Below are 18,612 nucleotides of genomic sequence, written 5' to 3'. Positions count from 1 at the left end.
CGAGGGCGCGATATGGAAAATTATCGGCGCGATCAGCCGCGCGGCATCACGCGATCGTCGGAGCGCTCGATCAGCTTCGGCATGATGAGTGTCTGAAGACTTTCCGGAGACCCGCCTTCCATGCGGCGAAGAATATAGGTGCCTAGCAACTCGCTAGGTTCGTGGATCGGCAGAAAATAGGTTGTTATCGGAGGAGCGAAATATTGGCTGACGTTGAGATCATCGGTCGCATTGATCACCGCATCGCGTCCGTGCACCAGACCGCGCTCATGGAAGCCGGAGAAGGCACCAAGCGCCGAGGCTTCATTGGCGCAAATATAGGCCGTCGGCGGATCGGGCAGACGCGACATCGTCAAGACGCTCTCCCGGCCGAAAGCCGGCGTCAGCCGACCGTGAACGACGAGTTCGGGATCGAAAGGAAGACCTGCGATTTCCAAAGCATGCCGATAGGCATCGAGCCGGGTGACGGCGTAGGTGAGATCGGACATCGGATTGATGAGCGCGATGCGGCGATGGCCGCGCTCGACAAGTCGGGCGACCGATCGGCGGATCATCTGCTCGTTATCGGCATCCACGTAGGCATGCGGATCATTGTGGATGGTCGTGCCATAGGTGACGAACGGAAAATCGGCCTCCTGCATGATGCGGACGCGCGGATCGTCGGCATGTGTGCCCGAAACGATAATGCCATCGGCCTTCTTGAGCGAGACGATCTGCCGGATAGCGGCTAGGCTCTCCTCGAAAGAGCGCACGGCATAGAGGGAAACACGATAGGGGCTTTCTTCGAGCGCCCACGAAATGCCGCTGAGGAGCTGGGCGTATTCGACACCTTCCCATTCCTGCTGCTTCGGGCCGGGCGCCGTCATGATGGCTGCGACCTGATAGGTCTTGCCGGTGCGCAGTTGCACGCCATGCATGTTCAGCTCGTAGCCGACGCGCTCTGCGGCAGCCACGACGATCGCACGGGTTTCCGGGCGAACCTGCGGCGAATGCTTCAGAGCTTTCGATACGGTTGCGATCGAAAGGCCCGTTTCCTGCGCGATAGTCTTGATCGTCGGTCTCTGCATGCGGTTCGGCTCGCTACGACTGATTCGTGCCAAGGGAGGCGGCCAAGAGGATATAGATCGCGCATGCCCAAGCGAAAGCCCGGTCGCGCAATCCTCTCCCCCGACCAAGCATCGGAGTTTTCGGCCATATCGCTTTTAGAGGCGGGAGAACAGAACTTTTCCGCGATTGTCCGCGCTATTTCTATCTCTCCTTGCCGGCACCTCGGATCGAATTCGCTGGCGCGGATTGCGGTCAAGAGCGTTTTATGACGCTCTGGCATTCTTGACGCCAGCCTTGGAAATACAAAATTGAGCGGGGGATTTGTGCCGGCATTTGAAGGGGCAGCGCGGCATCTACGGACCAGGCGCAGATTTTTCATGAAGAAGCCTGACCGGCAATTTGCCGCCAGCCAGGCTTTTAGCTATCAGGCAGCTCGCTTCAGCGCGTCGCCGACCACAGAGACGATCGTCTCGATTTGAGCGCGTTCGATGATGAGAGGCGGCGACAGGGCGATGATGTCGCCGGTCACGCGGATCAACAGCCCCTTCTGGAAGCAATCGACGAAGACGTCGTACGCGCGTGTGCCGGGAGCGCCGTCGCGCGGCGCGAGTTCGATCGCGCCGACAAGGCCGAGATTGCGGATGTCGACCACATGCGGCAGGCCCTTCAACGAATGCAGCGCATTTTCCCAATCGCTCGCCAGTTCGCTGGCACGCGTCAGCAGGCCTTCTTCCTCGTAGACTTCCATCGTTGCAAGACCGGCGGCGCAGGCAACCGGATGCCCCGAATAGGTATAGCCATGGAAGAGTTCGATCTGGTTTTCCGGGCCGGTCATGAGGCCGTCATAGACCTTGCGGCTGGCGAAGACCGCACCCATCGGGATGGTGCCGTTGGTGATGCCCTTGGCCGTCGTCACAAGGTCGGGAACGACACCGAAATAGTCCGTCGCGAAGGGCGTGCCCAGCCGGCCGAAGCCGGTGATCACTTCATCGAAGATCAACAGGATGCCGTATTTGTCGGCGATCGCCCGCAGCCGCTCGAGATAGCCCTTCGGCGGCAGGATGACGCCGGCGGAGCCGGACATCGGCTCGACGATGACGGCGGCGATGGTTTCGGCGCCATGCAGCGCGACCAGCCGCTCGAGATCCTCGGCAAGCTCGATGCCATGCGCCGGCAATCCCTTGCTGAAGGCATTGCGCTCGACATCAAGCGTGTGGCGCATGTGGTCGGCCGGAATCTGCGGGAAAACGCGGCGGTTGTTGACGAGACCGCCGACGGAAATGCCGCCGAAGCCGACACCGTGATAGCCCTTTTCGCGGCCGATGATGCGGGTGCGGGTGCCCTGCCCGATCGCGCGCTGATAGGCGATGGCGATCTTCAGCGCGGTATCGACGGATTCGGAGCCGGAGCCGGTGAAGAATACGCGGTCGAGCCCGGCCTTCGGGCCGCCCGGCGCGTGTGCTGCAAGCTTTGCGGCGAAGTCGAAGGCGATCGGGTGTCCCATCTGGAACGTCGGGGCGAAATCCATCGTCGAAAGCTGGCGTTCGACCGCCTGGGTAATCTTCTTGCGGCCGTGGCCGGCGTTCACGCACCAAAGGCCGGCCGTGCCATCGAGCACCTTGTTGCCATCGACGTCGGTGTAATACATGCCATCGGCCGCGGCCAGCAGCCGGGGGGCCGCCTTGAACTGCCGGTTTGCCGTGAACGGCATCCAGAAATTGTCGAGAACCGGGGTGTTGGTGTGGGTGATCTTGTCCATCGTCGCCTCCATTACGCTACCACTGAAATCAGTGATTTTCCCGCGCCGAACAAGTCCTTTTCTATGCTGATTTAAGCTATTGATATTACTGATGCGATGTGTAGAGTTTTCGATATTTCGAACACCTGAAACGCGGAATCACAATGTCCGTCGATATCGGCAATCGTCTTCGCCATCTGCGGCTTGCGCGCAACCTTTCGCAACGGGAGCTCGCAAAACGCGCCGGCGTGACCAATTCCACGATTTCGCTGATCGAATCCAATTCGGCCAATCCATCCGTCGGCGCCTTGAAACGGATTCTCGACGGCATTCCGATCGGCCTTGCCGAGTTCTTCGCCTTCGAGCCGGAAGCGCCGAAGAAAGCCTTCTATGCCGCCGAGGAACTGGTCGAGATCGGCAAGGGTCCGATTTCCTATCGCCAGATTGGCGAGAATCTGTTCGGCCGCAGCCTTCAAATCCTGAAAGAGTGCTATCAGCCGGGAGCCGATACCGGCAAGGTGCTGCTCGTGCATGAAGGCGAGGAAGGCGGCATCGTTTTGTCCGGCCGCCTCGAAGTGACCGTCGACGATGAACGGCGCATTCTCGGCCCCGGAGATGCCTACTATTTCGAGAGCCGCCGCCCGCATCGTTTCCGCTGCGTCGGCCCGGTTCCTTGCGAGGTCATCAGCGCCTGCACGCCACCAAGCTTCTGATTGTTTCAGAGCTACCGCCGTGGCCCTATAGGTTTTTGACAGGTGCAAATGGTAGCAAAGCTCATCATGCCGCGCATAACGGCGAAGCCATATAACATATCCCTAAGCTCGATCGGATTAGCCGGCGGGAGAAAAGCCGGCCTCGCTCAGAATTTTCTGCCCACGCGCCGAAAGCAGAAAATTCCTTAGATGCCTCGTTTCCACGTCCGCATCTTTGCGGATGGCCATGCCATATTCGACGACCGGCTGAAATTCGCTAGGAATCTCAACGACGCTAAACGACGGATCCTGCTTCAGCAGGCGCGCATTCGAATAATAGCTCATCATGAGATCGACTTCGCCGTCGGTTATCAGATAACCGGCACCCTTGCCCGGCGGCGTCGGCGGCGAATTGCGACCGCCGACCAGCTGCCGCGCGCGGGATTTTATTGCCTCACCCCTCCCTGAATAACGGGCTTCAATGCGATCAAAAACCTCGAAAGCATAATCGCCACCCGGATCGTCGCCCGGCGTCGACGTGCCGATCCTGGTTGCCGGGTCCGACAGGACTGCAAGAAAGTTCTCCGACGTCAGGCCGAGATCGGCGCGGGCAAGTACGCACAGCCGGTTTCGGGCGAAGCATATGGCATCTTCCGTTAGACCGCCGGCAGCGAGACGCTGCGGATGCGCCATATTGGCGGAAGCGAAAAGATCGAATCTTGCGCCCGCCTCGATCTTTTCGCGCAACAATCCTGCCGGTCCGAGCATCAGCGAAACGGCAATGCCGGTTTCCTGACCAAAAGCCCCGATGATCGCAGGAAAAGCATAGCGCAGACTGCCGGCGGACAGGACATGAACTGCATTACTCACGGGCGACTTCCTCTCCTATTCCTTTGCCTGAACAGCGGTACGAAAGCCGTTTCCATGAGTTCGCCACTTCCGAGCACCGTCGAACGGACCGGAACACCATAGAGCGCTTCAAGATTGGCCTCTGTCATCACGTCGGCCGTGGGGCCGAAAACCGCCCTGGCCTGGTCAAGCATGAGCAGGACTTTGTCGGCAACGGCCACGGCGTGGTTTGGCTGATGCGTCGTGAAGGCAATGGCCAGCTGCTCACGGTCCGCAAGCGTGGCGAGCAACGACAGCACCACATCCTGGTTCTTCAGATCAAGCGCGGAAGCCGGTTCATCGAGCAGCAATATTGCGTTCTCGCCGGCCAGCGCCCGGGCAATCAGCACCAGCTGACGCTCGCCGCCGGAGAGCGCATCGATGTTGCGCCGCGCATAGCCGGCCATGCCGGTGGCATCCAGTGCTACCATCGCCTTCTCGACATCGATCTTGCGCGGCGTCTGGAAGAGGCCGATGTGGCGCGCACGACCCATCAGCACCACATCCAGCACCGAATAGGGAAATGAGCCGGAAAACTCCTGCGGCACGAAGCCGGTGCCCTCGTTGAGGTGAACACCTCCGGAAGTCGGCCTTTGAAGCCCGGCCAGCACGCGCAACAGGGTCGATTTGCCACGGCCGTTCGGCCCCAAGATCGCGATGATCTCGCCTGCACTCAGCTCGAAGTCGAGATCGCGAAACTGCCAGCGCTCGCCATCATAAGATTGGCTTGCCCGCATTATCTGCAGCTTGACGGGATCAGAAACCACGCGCACCTCTCTGCGTCCGCCTCAACACCAGTGCGAAGACAGGCGTACCGATCAGTGCCGTGAGAATCCCCAACGGAATTTCCGAGCCCGTCGCGGTTCGTGCGATGGTGTCTATAACAAGCAGGTAGAGCCCGCCGATGAGCAGAGAAGCCGGCATCATCACCCGATGATCCGGGCCGACGAGCATGCGCGCCATATGCGGCACGACAAGCCCGACCCAGCCGATGATGCCGCTGACGGCAACCTGCGCCGCGACGATGCAGGAAACGAGTATCAGGATCAGCCAGCGCAGCGGCTCGACATTGACGCCGAGCGCACGGGCGTCCTCGTCGCCGATCGACAGCAGGTTGATGCGCCAGCGCAGACCCAGCAACAGCAGGCCGGAGATCACGACCGGACCGATAACCAGCGAGAATTTCTCCCAGTTGGCCGTCGCAAAGCTGCCGAGCAGCCAGAAGACCATGGTGGGCAGCTTGTCTTCCGTATCGGCAAGATACTGTACCAGGCTCACCAACGCCCCGAAAAAGCCGCTGACGACAACACCTGCCAATACCAGCGCCAGGATGTTGCGCCGGGCGACGATGCCGTTCAACGCATAGACGATGATGAGAGCGGACAGCCCGAAGGCAGAGGCTGCGCCGAGCAGGCCATAACGCGAGAAACTCAATAGGATGGCAAGCGTGCCACCGAAGGCGGCCCCGGAGGAAACGCCGACGACCTGCGGCCCGACCAGGGGATTGCGGAACACACCCTGCAGCGTCGCCCCAGACAGAGCGAGGCCCGCGCCCGTCAACAGCGCCAGCAAGATGCGCGGCATGCGCACCGTGAATACGACATTGGCCTCAGTCGCCGTTATGGGCACTGCAGGTGCCGAGATCGGCGACCGGAGAATTTCGACGACCCGCAGGAATGGAATGTCGTAACGCCCCATCCCTAGCGAGACGACCGCAGCGACCGAAAGCAGGATCGCCAACACGGCGATAACAGCCTGTGGCGCCAGCCGCGGGAAAGCCGTGGCGCTCATTGCGCCGCGCGATAATCGGTGCGGTAGAATTCCTTGTAATAGGCGTCCGCTTCCTTTTGCATGTCGATATCCTTGAAGCGCTCGGGATAAAGCTCCTTCGCCATCCAGAGTTCGCCGAGCGCCATCGCCTCCGGCATCGGATAGCCCCATGCCTTGGCATATTCCGGCATCAGATAGATGCGGCCATTCTTGACGGCATCGATGGTCTGCCAGGCGGCGGCCTTCTTGATGTCGCTGACGACGGCGGGGTAGCGCTCCTGAACGAAGATCACGGCGGGATTCCATTTCAGCACGTCTTCCATCGTCACCTGCTTGAAGCCGCTGATCGAATTGGCCACGTTGCGGGCACCGGCGCGCTCCATCATCAGGCCGGTATATTTGCCGCGGCCATAGGTGGTGAGATCAGGGTTCGCCATATAGACCGGCAAGCGCTTGTCTTCCGGAATATCGGCAACGCGGTCGGCAACGAGCTTCCGGCTTTTCTTGGTGACCGCGATCATCTCCTCACCCTTTTCCTTGCGGCCAAGGACATCCGCGATGAGCCGCACGCCGGCCGCAAAGCCGGCATCGATCGCCGCCGGCTCATCCTTGACGGAGGGATTGAGCTTGACGGCTTCCTCCGGCGGGACATCAAGAAGCGAGATCGCCACGACGGGAAGGCCGGCATCCTCGATCTGCTTCACCATGTCGGCTGGCGCATAATTGGTCACGAAGACCACGTCCGGCCTCAGTTTCAGGAGCTCTTCGATATTGACCTTGGTTAGACCGCCCGGCATCGGCAGATTGGGCAGTTGCGGCACGAGCCGCACATAATTGGCACTCAGCTGCTTCTTCCATTCGTCGAGAACGCCGACCACCTTGTCCATCGCATCAAGCTGAACCGCGATATTCAGCGTCTGATGCTGCAGGATGACGACGCTGTTGACCGTATCCGGAATATGCACCTGCCGGCCGATCTGGTCGGTCACGACGCGATCCGCCCAGGCCGGAGCGGAAAACAGCAAACTGCCGAAAAGAAGAGAGATTTTCGCAATGAAGAGCAGATGACGACGGCTGAGCATGGGATTCTCCTGAGACTATCCCAATCGCTAGCATTATATTTCCCCGTATACAACGGCTCCGCGGCTGCGAAAATGTGCCCTCGCACTATCGCCACCTTATGTTGGAAGCCACGGAAATATTTGAGTTTTCTGAATGCTCTCGCGTTTTGGAATACCCCCGCTGAAGACGACAAAGGCGCGGGGTCCACCCCGCGCCTCATCCAATGCCGCCGATGTTCAGCCGCGGATCATCGTGTCTCGAGTATCCGCATCAACCGGCCGCGGTAGCTGTCGAGAATGACGGCCAGCACGATGACGGCGCCGATGACGATCGGCTTGATGTTGTCATCGGCACCGAGCAGCTGCAGCCCCGTGGACAGCACCTGCAGAATGCAAGCGCCAACCAGCGTCCCGACGATCGATCCCTTGCCGCCCGAGAGGCTGGTTCCGCCGATAATGACGGCCGCGATGGCATTCAGTTCATAGCCGATACCAGCAACAGGGCTGCCGACATTGAGGCGCAACAGATAGACCATGGCTGCAATGCCCGCCGTCAGCCCGGAAATCGTGAAGACCGCGATCTTGAACCGTTTAGGCTCATGTCCTGATAATCGGACGGCTTCCTCATTGGTGCCGATCGCGAAGACGAAGCGACCGAACACCGTATAACGCAGTACGAACCAGCCGACGAGGACGACGACGATCGCAATCAGGAAGATCGAAGGAAATACGCCCCAGAAGATCAGGTTACCGAAGTCGACGAAAGGCTGCGGCAGGCCGGTGATGGTCGAGTTGTCGCTGACCACGCGAGCCAGGCCGCTCGCAACGTTCAGCATGCCAAGCGTGACGATGAAGGACGGAAGCTTCCACTTCTCGCACACCCAGCCATTGATCGCGCCAAGGACGGCGCCCGTGCCCATCGAGGCGAGCGACGCCAGCACGATCGCCTGCCAGGGGGAAAACCGGGGATCGACCATGATCGTCGCGCCGATAACAGTGCAAAGGGCAAGCAGCGAGCCGACGGAGAGATCGATGCCGCCTGTCAGAATGACGAAGGTCATGCCCGAGGCCAGTACGGTGTTGATGGCGATCTGAACGAAGATCTTCAGAAAATTCTCCGGCGTCGCGAAATACGGCGCGGTGGCCGAGAAGAATATCACGATCAGGACGAGGGCGATCGCGACGCCCGCCTCCTTCATCGAGATCCGGATGAGCTTGTCCCAGAAGCGGCTCTCTTTCGCTTCGGTCGTTTGTTCAATGCTGCCGGACACGACTGTACTCCTTGTAAGCGAGTGAGAGGATCCTGCTCTCTTCGAATTGGTCTCGAGCTATTTCTCCGGCGATCTTGCCGTCCGACAGAACGATGATGCGGTGGCAAATGCCGATGAGTTCAGGCAGGTCCGAAGAGACGACCAGAACGCCCTTCCCTTCGGCGGCGAATTTCCACAGAAGATCGTAGATCTCGGCCTTTGCCCCGACGTCGATGCCGCGGGTCGGCTCATCGAAAATCAATACCTTCGGGCCGCGGAACAGCCATTTGGCAATGACCACCTTTTGCTGGTTACCGCCGGAAAACGTCCTGACGATCTGATGAATGGAGGGCGTTTTGATCCGCAGCTCCCGCACGAGGCGCTGCGCGTGATCGTCCTCCGCATTTCGGCTAATCAGGCCGTTGCGGGAGACCTTGCCGAGATCGGTTATCGTGGTGTTTTCGGCGCAGCTCATGTCGAGCATCAGGCCCTGCATCTTGCGGTCTTCTGTCGCCAGGCACAGCCCGGCGGCAACGGCATCCTTCGGCGAGTCGATCTCGACGCGTTTACCATCGATGCGAATTTCCCCGGCCGCCTTGGTGTCGGCGCCGAAAATGGCGCGGACCGCTTCCGTCCGGCCGCTGCCGACCAGGCCGGCAATGCCGACGATTTCGCCCTTGGCGACGGAAAAGGACAGCTCCGGGCTGTTGCGCGTGACCTTCAGGCCGGAAACCCCGAGCGCCTCCCCGGACACGACGCTGTCACCGCGAAAGGCGCCGTGATCAGAGAGCGTCCGCCCGACCATCAGCTCGACGATCTGCGGAATCGCCAATCCTGCCAGCGGCCGCGTGATGACATGCTGGCCGTCGCGCAGCACGGTCACGTCGTCGCCGACCTCGAAGATCTCTTCCAGCCTGTGGGAGATGTAGAGCGTGGTGACGCCACGCGCTTTCAGCCGCCTCAAAATTTCGAAAAGGCGATCGACTTCCTTGGAGGTCAAGGTCGCCGTCGGCTCATCAAGAACGAGAAGTTTGCTTTCGTAGCAGAGCGCCTTGGCGATCTCGAGCAGCTGTAGCTGCGCGACGCTCAAGCGGCTGGCCAGTGTCGTCGGCGCCACGTCGAGGCCGACTTCCGCCAGCAGCTCCGCCGCCCTGCTGTTCATTTCCTTGTAGTTCACCAAGCCGTATCGGCGAGGGAGATGCTCGAAGAGCAGATTCTCGGCAACCGTAAGATTAGAAAGAGGATGCAGTTCCTGATGGATGACACGAATGCCTGCCTTGAACGCCTCCAGCGGCGAGGATGGATCGTAACGCTGGCCATCAAACAGGATGTGGCCATCGTCCGGCCTGAAAACACCCCCGAGCAAATTGATCAGGGTGGACTTTCCAGCACCGTTCTCACCAAGCAGAATATGCCCCTTGCCGCGGCCGATCTGCATGGAGACATTCCTGAGCGCCACGACGCCCGGGAAGCGCTTGCCTATTCCGTCCAGTTTCAGGATGAAATCATCGTCTGTGCCTGACACGTCCACCTCATGCATGTTCTATTTCGAATGGGAGATGGTCACCCTTCCGCGCTGGGTGCACCGGGGCGGTTCGGAAACGGCCTGTCCGGAGCAACGAGCAGAGAAAGCGGTGGCGAATGGAGTGCGCCGGTCGGAAACCGGCGCCACCCTTGGTCTCAAAGCCGATAGTGTAGACTATTTGACGTCCTTGGTGGTGACGAGCTTGATGTCGGTCTTGACCCAGCCGCTGAATTTCTCACCGCCAAGTTCGCGAAGGCCATACTTGATGCCCATGACAGCCATTTCCGCGCCGTACTGCTCGACGGTGGCGAGCATCTTGCCATCCTTGATCAGCGGCTTGACCGGCGGAATGTTGTCGAAACCGACGACCTTGATCTTGCCGCTCTGTCCGGACGCATCGAGTGCCTTCACCACGCCGAGGGCCATGGAATCATTGGCAGCCATAACACCCTGAATATTCTTATACTTCGTCAGGAAATTCGTCATGACGGTGTTGGCTTCTTCCGTCTCCCAATGCGCGGTCTTGCTGTCGAGAAGCTCGAGCTTGCCGCCCTTGATGGAGTCCACGAAGCCTTCCTTGCGCTCCTTGGCGTTGTCGGCTTCCGGATTGCCTTCGAGGATCACGACCTTTGCGCCTGGCCCCAGATCCTTGGCGAGCGCATCGCCGGCAAGCTTGGCGCCTTCCTTGTTGTCAGGCCCGAAGAAGGCAAGATCGATACCGGCCGCCTTCTTTGCGTCGGCGTCGAGCGGCACGTCGATGTTGATGACCTTGACGCCGGCCTTCACGGCCTTTGCAAGCGGGGTGGCCATGGCCTTGGAATCGGCCGGTGCGACGACGATGATGTCGTATTTCTGCGTCACGAAATTCTCGACGGCGTCGACCTGTGCGGCGAAATCACGCTCGTCCTTCATGCCGACGGCCTTGAAGTCGAACTTGTCCTTGTTTTCAGCAGCGTATTTGTCGGCGCCGGCCTTCATCTGCTTGAAGAACTCATTGGACAAGGATTTCATGATCAGGCCGACCTTGGGCTTGCCGGCAGCAAAGGCGGGCGACACGCCGCAGGACAGTGCCAGCACCAACGTGCCGGCAAGGCCGAGCTTCAACGCCGAGCGACGCGGCGCATTGAACAAGACGGATTCATGCTTAGTGGAATTGGACATTTCTTTCCTCCCGAACGGCTCTGGGCTCAGCTCCACCTGAGTTGTCGGCGACAATGAACCGTTTCCAACATCTATTGGGTAGCAATGCCTCCGAAAATTGTCAAGGCGCCATAAATCGACCTAAAACCAGCATGGATTGCAATTTTTACCATATGCTGCAGTATGTTCGCTGAACCGTTTCCATAGAGCATGCTGCTGTTTCCGTTGCATGGGCGCGGTGGCAGGCAAATTTAGGATGCGGCGCTTTGATGAAGGCGCTAGAGACCGCTATCTGCAAACCCGGCTCAGACGCCTTTTGCGGCGGCTGAAGACGAAGATGAAGGACATGCGTTGCCATTATGCCAAAGGTCGGGATTCGAGACGTCGCCAAGCTCGCCGGAGTGTCTACCGGGACCGTTTCGCGAGTCCTGAATGACCATCCCTCTGTCACGCAGGAAGTGAGAGCGCGTGTCAGCGGCATAATCAAAGAACTCGGCTACATGCCTGACCCATCCGCAAGGAGCATGCGCAGCAAAGTCAGCCGCCTCATAGGCATCGTCATTCCGGATCTGACCAACCCCTTCTTCTCGGAACTGGTCCAATCTGCCGAGCAGGCAGCCGCAAAGCACGGTTACAACATCATCGTCATGACCTCCTTCGATCATGCTGCGAAGGAGGCGGACCGGATCGGGCAACTGACCAGCCGGAAGGTCGACGGCATCATTCTCGTTCCCAGCAACGATTTCCATACGCTGAAACTGCCGAAAGGGCTGCCGATCGTCGTCGTCGACCGCCTTATGCCCGGATATTCCGGTATCGCTTCGGATCATCGCAGCGGCGTCCGGCTTGGCATCGACTATCTTCTGAAGCTCGGCCATCGCCGAATCGGCTTCATTTCAGGCCCTCAGCATTCCGTTCCCGCCAATGATCGCCTCGAGGGCTATCTCGACGCAATGAAGCAGGCCGGCGATGGCGGACGATTGGCGGGGCCGCCGCTGATCGCCGAGGCCGGTTTCGACTATGAAAGCGGCCGCTCGGCCGGAAATTATCTTCTCGCGCGTGCCCGCCACGAGCGCCCGACCGCGATTTTCGCAAGTTCGGACCAGCAGGCGATCGGCTGCATGCGGGCGGCGCATGATCTGGGTATTCCGATCCCTGCGGCACTTTCCATCGTCGGATTCGACGGCATCCCGCTTTCCGCTATGACGATACCACGGCTGACCACGGTGAAGCAGCCGATCCAGAAGATCGCCGCTGCCGCCGTAGCGGTCCTGTTGAACGAGAAACCGGTGCCGAGTGTCGACGATCCGGTCCTGTTCGCCTGCGAGCTTGCCGAGGGCGAGACGACCGCAGCACCTCAGCCGGACTGAACAGCTGCGGGAAAGTGCGTTGCAATTAAATCGCGATCTCGCATTTGATGCTCAATCTGCAAGGGCACCTTACCATGACCGCAAGATCCATCCCCCGCTCGCATATCAAGACGGCCCGCCTCAGCCTGCGACCGACATCTGTTGCCGACGCGCAAAGAGCCCTGGAAATTCAGAGCGATTGGAACGTGACGCGCAATCTGGCCAACGCCACCTATCCCGCCGATGAGAAGGATATGGAGAACTGGTTTGCCAGCCACGAGCAGGAATGGGCCGAGGGAACCGCCTATCGCTTCGCTATCGAACGAGAGGGACGAATGATCGGAATCGTCGATGTCGATGGCATTAGCGCCGGCGAAGGCAGCCTCGGCTATTGGCTGGAAAGAACTGTCTGGGGCAAGGGTTACGGCTTTGAAGCTGCTCAGGCGATGATCGGCTTCGTCTTCTCCGAAGTGGGCCTATCGAGGCTCGTCTCCGGTCACGCATCAGACAATGCGGCATCGGGTCGAATACTGGCGAGTTTGGGCTTCACACAAATTGAAAGCAGGGAGCTTCTCTCACGCTCGCGCCGCGAGACCATCCTTCAGTGCCGCTATACGCTTGCACGCGAAGCATAGCGACACGGCCACCTCCCACGGCCGAAGCACAGTGCTAGCCGCGCATCCTTGCGCAGTCAACCTCTCGTTAGAGCTCGACTTCGTAGACTTGCTCGTGCGTCGCAACGAAAGCCTTGCCTTCGGGCGTCACCCACCCGCGGAACATCCCCGGCGTATTGTATGGCGCAACGGCGACACCCTGAGCGTCCACTGCGACCAGCCCGGCACCGATCTGATGAGGCGCCAGATCATGGTTGATCAGTGTATCCGTCGCCGTCTCGATGTCCTGCCGCAGATAGGCAATGCGAGACGCCACCTCGTGCCCGACGACATAGCGGATGAAGAACTCGCCCTTGCCCGTTCCTGAAACGGCACAGACGCCATCGCGCGCATAGGTGCCCGCACCAATGACCGGGCTGTCGCCGACGCGCCCGTCAGGCTTGTTGGTGTAGCCGCCCGTCGAGGTCGCGGCGGCGAGATGGCCGTTCGCATCGAGCGCTACCGCCCCGACCGTGCCGTGTTTTTCATTCTCCGTCGCTTCCGTGCCGGCGGCGGCATGGCGCTTCATCGCCCGCAGCGCATCGACCCGCTTCTGCGTGGTGAAATAGGACTGCGACTCGACCTGCAGACCCTTGGCCTCGGCAAAACGGTCGGCTGCAGGGCCGGTCATGTAGACGGCGCGGCCATCCTTCATCAGCGCGCGGGCGGCCTTGATCGGGTTGCGGATCGCCCGTGACGCGCTGATGGCACCCGCCTCCAAACTCTCGCCATCCATGATCGAAGCATCGAGCTCGTGCACACCGTTCTCGTTGAGCGCCGCGCCGTGCCCGGCATTGAAATGCGGGCTATCCTCCATGACCACGACTGCAGCCTCGACCGCATCGACAGCGCTATCGCTGGCTTTGAGCCGCGCATAGCCCGCACGCAGGGCCGCAGCAAGGTCGCGGCGAGCCCCCTCCCATTCCTCCGGCGTCATGCTGTCTTCCGGCATGACACCGCAACCACCATGAATGGCGAGCGCAATTCTAGTCATTTCCCACTCCGATCCGATGCCGGCACACCTATTTGCCAATCATCGCTCCCACGAACGACGCCCGACCAACCTGGCCAGGCGCGCAATTTCAGTTGAAGGCAATATCGCCGATGACCCTTACTCTTACGCGGCGTGCACCGCCAGGCAGATAAGCGATCGGAATGTCCTCGACTTCGAGCGTCTCCAGGCTAGCGCGGCTGGCGCCCGAGGCAACGGCGGCACCCTGCGCCTCGGCTTCCGCTTTGGCGATCGCCTCGTCACGGCTCAATCCGGAAAATACCTGGTCAACTTCGCCCGAAACCTGCGCCATCGCAGCGCCAAGCGCATTCGCCACGCCGGCATTTTCGACGCGAAGAACCTCTGAAGCACCCGCGATCTTGTCGGGGATCAGGAAGGCGCCACCGCCGACGGCGATCAGTTGCACATCCTCCGCCGACGTCTTCATCTGATCGAAGCTGTCTGTCACCATGTCGCGGATGCGTTCTAGGCTCGCCTTCACGAAGGCCGGGTCGAGATCGCGAACGCGATCCTTGTCTCCCATCTCGATCAGACCGGCGGCGACGGCGACGTCCGACGTCGTCAGCGTGTTGCCGCCGAAGACGCGTGCCTCCGTCAGGATGCGATAGCCAACCGAACGCGGGCCGATCTTGCCTGTTTCCGGATCGATGATCGTTCCGCCGCCAAGCGCGATCGGCAGGAGATCGGGCATGCGGAACAGCGTGCGCACGCCGCCGATATGGACGATGTTGTTCGCCTCCCGCGGGAAGCCACCGACGAGGCAGCCGATATCCGATGTCGTGCCGCCGACATCGACGACCATAGCGTCGCTCAAGCCGGTCAGGAAAGCTGCGCCCCGCATCGAATTCGTCGGGCCGGATGCAAAGCTGTGAACCGGATTGGCCGCGGCGACATCAGCCAGAGCGACCGTGCCGTCATTCTGCGTCAGATAGAAGGGGGCCGTAACGCCTGCTTCGCGCAGCGCATCCGAAAATGCCTGTACCGTCGTCCTGCCGAGCGACTGCAGTGCTGCATTGAGAAGCGCGACATTTTCGCGCTCGAGCAGGCCGATCCGTCCAAGCGTGTGCGACAGCGTGATCCTTGCATCGGGGATCACCGAACGGACGATCTCGGCAGCCTTGACCTCGCATTCCGTCGTCAGCGGCGAAAAGGTCGCCGATATCGCGATAGATGTGATGCCGGCATCGCGGATCTTCATGGCCGCTTCGCGGATCTCGTTGGGGATCATGGGAACGAGCGGGCTACCGTCATATTCATGGCCGCCGTGAACCATGAAGATGAGTGGGTCGACAGCCGCGCGCAAATCACCAGGCCAATCGCACATCGGCGGCAAGGAGGCGCCCGTCGGCAGCGCGATGCGGATCGCCGCCACCCTTTCCAGCCGCGCCCTCTCGACGACAGCATTGGTAAAATGCGTGGTGCCGATCATGACGGCGTCGATCGGCCGGCCGGATGCGCCGGCATGACCGGCGACATGGCTCAGGGCCGCTTTCACGCCGGACATCACATCCTGCGTCGTCGGAACCTTGATGGAAGCGATGATCTTCTCACCGTCGATCAGAACGGCATCCGTATTGGTGCCGCCAACGTCAATACCGATGCGTTTCATGCGAATACCGATCTGAAATCAATGTCATAGCCAAAGGCACGAGGACCGACCGCAGCGATCCCCGCAGGCGAGGTCAATAGCTCAGGTGCGGGCAAGGCCACGACGGTCACACGTTGGCCGTAACGCACGGATTCCGTGCCGATGGCGCTGCCGGAAATCGTGTCGAGAAGGCAAAGAAGATCCGGCGTCATCGCCACTGGATCGCCGTCGCGGAAAGCGACGGCCCATTCGTTCTGGAAGGCAAGTTCCATGCGCGCGCCCTTGTCGGCATCGATGCCTTCGATCACGGTTCGCCCGCGCAGGAAGCCGCCGGTGGTTTCTCGCGCCACATCGATCACCTTGCCACGGAACAATTGCTTGCCACCCTCGTGGTTGAGAACCGCCTTCACCGGATCGTCATGGCGAGCGCGTGCCTCGATGACGGTACGGCCGAGTTCCGTCGCCTTGGTGATCGTGTAGTGAATGCCCCAATCCTTCACCTCGCGGCCAGTGCGCGGCGCCTTGCAAGTGGCGGCAGTCGAGCCGACCTCCGTGCAGACCTTGCGCGAAATCCGCTCCATCCATTTCCAGGACGCGGCCTTGGTGACGATGACCTCGTTGTCGCGCACGTCGACCAGGGAAAGCGGATACATCGGCAGATTGCCGATGGCGAAGGAGGTCATCTGCGCCTCGGGATAGGCCCGTCCCATCGCATCGGCGTTGACGACCGGCCTGCCCAGCATCGCGGCAGCGAGGAAGGAGGACAGCGCATTCGAGCCGCCAATCTCGACGCTCATGATCGCGCGGAACGGCTTGCCGAGGTAGTCTTCCATGACCTCGACCGCACGCGCCAGATGCACGGGATCACTTAGACGCTCCTGTCCCACCAGCGGCGCCCCCATCTTCGAGACGACGGCAACCATGTCGTCATCATCGAGCGCCATCGGATCCATCACCTGTACGCGACGACCTTCGGCATAGAGCCTGCGAAGATTGAGGGTCGAAATATAGGGATTGCCACCGCCTCCGGTTCCCAGGATCCAGGCTCCCGTTGCGAGCGGCTCGATATTTTCTTCGGAAAATTCCTGAAGCATGTTTCACCTTCGGCAATAGAGCAGTTCAGCTTTTCACGGAAACTCCGAGCTGCTCTATCTCTTTGTTTTCTTGCAATTCCGGGCGGAAAACCGCTCCGCACTTTTCCTGGAATTGCTCTAGCTGTCCCGACCCCGAATGGGGCCGGGCCGATGTCTTATGCAGGCGAAGATCAGTTCGCCTTGCAGTCCCAATGGAAGTTCGAGAAATTCAGATCCCAGCTCTGCATGGGAATGAACGCGTAGCCCTGCAAGCACTTGTTCGCTGCATAGCGCCGGTTCGGCGATACTGCCCACACGTCGGGCTGCAGCTCGGCGAGCTTTGACTGCAGCTCCTTGTAGGTCGCGTTCTGCTCCTTGATGTCGGTGGTCGCCCTCACCTTGTCGATCAGGGCGTCGACCTCGGGATTCTGTAGCCATTCCATCGACATCCAGGTGCCGGAAGCCTTGGAGTGATACTGGTTGTAGAAGATCGCATCGGGCGACGGGTAGTTGGGCGAGATGTTTACCTGGGTCGAAGCGGGCGTGGTCTCGGGCTTGGACGAAAGCTCGACGATACGGTTCCAGGGCTCGGGCTTGATGTCGAGCGTGATGCCGATCTGCTCGAGATTGGCCTGCATCAGCAGCGCCACTTCGGACTCGAAGGCGAGCGAGGCGACATAGCTGTTGACCAGCGTGATCTTCTGGCCCGCATATTTGGATTTGGCGAGTTCCTCCTTGGCTTTTTCCAGATCGAAGACGCCGGGCTGGATATCGCCGCTATGGGCGTCCTTGAAGACGGTCGACAGCGGACCGGTCATGTCGAAGCCGGGATAGATCGCCTCCTGGATGGTCTTGTAGTCGGTGGCATAGGCGATCGCGCGCCGCACATGCACGTCGTCGGTCGGATAGACCTTGCTGTTCAGCTTGATGACGAAGCCGCCGGCCGTCGTCGATTGGAGCAGCTTGTAGCTCGCCATCTTGCCGAGAGTTTCATAGGTATCGTTGCCGAGACCATGCGAGGAAAGGCCGAGCTCGCCCTTTTCGGCAAGTGCCTTGACGGTGGCGTCGTCGCTCGTCTGGACGAAGCGGACTTCGTCGATCGGCGTTCCCTTGGTCCAGCCGAGGAAATAGTCGGGGTTGCGCGCGATCACCATGTCGGCGGAACGATTGTAGCTGACGAGCTTGTAAGGCCCCGAACCGGCAGAGTGCTCGCCGACATAGGCTTCGCCCCATTTGTCGTCCGGCTTGGAGTTTGCCTCGATCAGCTTCTCGTTCAGCGCCATCATCAGCGGCGTTACGGCCATGAACGGCGAGAACTGGCGATCAAGCTTGACGACGACGGTCTTGTCGTCCGGCGCGGTGACGTTTTCGGGCTTCACGAGGCCGACAACGAGATTGGATGGGCCCTTGTTGATGCCGATCAGGCGCTGGATCGACCAGACGAAGTCGGAGGCTTTGACAGGCTTACCGTCCTGGAACTTGGCGTTGTCGCGAAGATGGAAGGTGTAGGTCAGACCATCCTGGGAAATGTCCCAGGATTTCGCCAGATGCGGCACAATCTCGCCGGTGGGGCTGACCGTCGTCAGGGCATCATACATGTTCACGATGGCCATGTAGCCCGTGTAGTCCGTGACTTTCGCCGGATCGAGCGAGCTGAAAATCTGCATCGTGTTGACTGCGATCGACACCTTGTCGGTCGCCGATGCCGCGACCGAAGTCAGCGGCAATGCTATGGCACTGGCAAGCAGAAGCGCCGAAAGACGCAGACTTTTGGAATCCATCTTCATTCAAGTTCTCCTCTTTAATGCGGGAACTGCCCCGCTTAT

16 protein-coding genes are annotated in these 18,612 nt (G+C 60.3%); 3 read left to right on the top strand and 13 right to left on the bottom strand.

Going from position 1 to position 18,612, the window contains the following annotated elements; all coding sequences use genetic code 11:
- Positions 1-32 precede the first annotated feature (32 nt).
- Both RHSP_RS06000 and aptA read right to left on the bottom strand, forming a co-directional pair.
- Positions 33-1,067, bottom strand: coding sequence for a LacI family DNA-binding transcriptional regulator (locus tag RHSP_RS06000; protein ID WP_037149948.1), 1,035 nt, complete (start codon positions 1,065-1,067; stop codon positions 33-35).
- Between the two features lie 404 nt (positions 1,068-1,471).
- Entirely contained in the window at positions 1,472-2,806 is a 1,335-nt protein-coding gene (gene aptA, locus RHSP_RS05995) for an omega-aminotransferase AptA (RefSeq protein ID WP_037150043.1), read from the bottom strand.
- Between the two features lie 143 nt (positions 2,807-2,949).
- Between aptA and RHSP_RS05990 the strand changes: the two genes are divergently transcribed.
- Positions 2,950-3,498: a cupin domain-containing protein gene (locus RHSP_RS05990; protein WP_004110596.1), complete on the top strand. Its 549-nt coding sequence runs from the start codon at positions 2,950-2,952 to the stop codon at positions 3,496-3,498.
- A 117-nt stretch (positions 3,499-3,615) separates the two neighbouring features.
- On the opposite strand, the gene RHSP_RS05985 is transcribed toward RHSP_RS05990, so the two are convergent.
- From RHSP_RS05985 to RHSP_RS05955, 7 genes are all read right to left on the bottom strand, one after another.
- On the bottom strand, positions 3,616-4,347 hold the full coding sequence (locus tag RHSP_RS05985; protein ID WP_004110594.1) for a molybdate ABC transporter substrate-binding protein: 732 nt from the start codon (positions 4,345-4,347) through the stop codon (positions 3,616-3,618).
- Entirely contained in the window at positions 4,344-5,132 is a 789-nt protein-coding gene (locus RHSP_RS05980; RefSeq protein ID WP_240535370.1) for an ABC transporter ATP-binding protein, read from the bottom strand. Before RHSP_RS05980 ends, RHSP_RS05985 begins: the two co-directional genes overlap by 4 nt.
- Positions 5,122-6,156 (bottom strand): FecCD family ABC transporter permease, encoded by a 1,035-nt coding sequence (locus RHSP_RS05975; RefSeq protein WP_004110589.1) that lies wholly within the window; start codon positions 6,154-6,156, stop codon positions 5,122-5,124. Before RHSP_RS05975 ends, RHSP_RS05980 begins: the two co-directional genes overlap by 11 nt.
- Positions 6,153-7,217 (bottom strand): ABC transporter substrate-binding protein, encoded by a 1,065-nt coding sequence (locus RHSP_RS05970; protein WP_004110586.1) that lies wholly within the window; start codon positions 7,215-7,217, stop codon positions 6,153-6,155. The genes RHSP_RS05975 and RHSP_RS05970 overlap by 4 nt, the downstream gene beginning before the upstream one ends.
- Before the next feature lie 227 nt (positions 7,218-7,444).
- Complete coding sequence (locus tag RHSP_RS05965; RefSeq protein ID WP_004110584.1) at positions 7,445-8,467, bottom strand: ABC transporter permease; 1,023 nt, start codon at positions 8,465-8,467, stop codon at positions 7,445-7,447.
- Entirely contained in the window at positions 8,451-9,986 is a 1,536-nt protein-coding gene (locus tag RHSP_RS05960) for a sugar ABC transporter ATP-binding protein (RefSeq protein ID WP_037149946.1), read from the bottom strand. Before RHSP_RS05960 ends, RHSP_RS05965 begins: the two co-directional genes overlap by 17 nt.
- Before the next feature lie 159 nt (positions 9,987-10,145).
- The gene (locus RHSP_RS05955) at positions 10,146-11,132 is read right to left on the bottom strand and encodes a sugar ABC transporter substrate-binding protein (RefSeq protein WP_004110580.1); all 987 of its coding nucleotides are present in this window, start codon (positions 11,130-11,132) and stop codon (positions 10,146-10,148) included.
- Between the two features lie 338 nt (positions 11,133-11,470).
- Between RHSP_RS05955 and RHSP_RS05950 the strand changes: the two genes are divergently transcribed.
- Both RHSP_RS05950 and RHSP_RS05945 read left to right on the top strand, forming a co-directional pair.
- Positions 11,471-12,481 (top strand): LacI family DNA-binding transcriptional regulator, encoded by a 1,011-nt coding sequence (locus RHSP_RS05950; RefSeq protein ID WP_004110579.1) that lies wholly within the window; start codon positions 11,471-11,473, stop codon positions 12,479-12,481.
- A 74-nt stretch (positions 12,482-12,555) separates the two neighbouring features.
- Complete coding sequence (locus RHSP_RS05945) at positions 12,556-13,095, top strand: GNAT family N-acetyltransferase (RefSeq protein WP_004110577.1); 540 nt, start codon at positions 12,556-12,558, stop codon at positions 13,093-13,095.
- A gap of 67 nt (positions 13,096-13,162) precedes the next feature.
- Here RHSP_RS05945 and RHSP_RS05940 read toward each other — a convergent pair whose 3' ends face one another.
- From RHSP_RS05940 to RHSP_RS05925, 4 genes are all read right to left on the bottom strand, one after another.
- Positions 13,163-14,107 carry an isoaspartyl peptidase/L-asparaginase family protein gene (locus tag RHSP_RS05940; RefSeq protein WP_037149944.1) on the bottom strand — a complete coding sequence of 315 codons (945 nt, stop codon included), beginning with the start codon at positions 14,105-14,107 and terminating at the stop codon, positions 13,163-13,165.
- An 88-nt stretch (positions 14,108-14,195) separates the two neighbouring features.
- Positions 14,196-15,734 carry a hydantoinase/oxoprolinase N-terminal domain-containing protein gene (locus tag RHSP_RS05935; RefSeq protein WP_004110573.1) on the bottom strand — a complete coding sequence of 513 codons (1,539 nt, stop codon included), beginning with the start codon at positions 15,732-15,734 and terminating at the stop codon, positions 14,196-14,198.
- The gene (locus RHSP_RS05930) at positions 15,731-16,807 is read right to left on the bottom strand and encodes a DUF917 domain-containing protein (RefSeq protein WP_004110571.1); all 1,077 of its coding nucleotides are present in this window, start codon (positions 16,805-16,807) and stop codon (positions 15,731-15,733) included. The genes RHSP_RS05935 and RHSP_RS05930 overlap by 4 nt, the downstream gene beginning before the upstream one ends.
- Before the next feature lie 170 nt (positions 16,808-16,977).
- Positions 16,978-18,573, bottom strand: coding sequence for an ABC transporter substrate-binding protein (locus tag RHSP_RS05925; RefSeq protein WP_004110569.1), 1,596 nt, complete (start codon positions 18,571-18,573; stop codon positions 16,978-16,980).
- Positions 18,574-18,612: the final 39 nt, after the last annotated feature.

The sequence above is a fragment of the Rhizobium freirei PRF 81 genome, from assembly GCF_000359745.1.
In the GTDB taxonomy this organism is placed as follows: domain Bacteria; phylum Pseudomonadota; class Alphaproteobacteria; order Rhizobiales; family Rhizobiaceae; genus Rhizobium; species Rhizobium freirei.
Note: the sequence above shows the minus strand (reverse complement) of the source record. Positions and strands in the feature narration are given on the sequence as shown.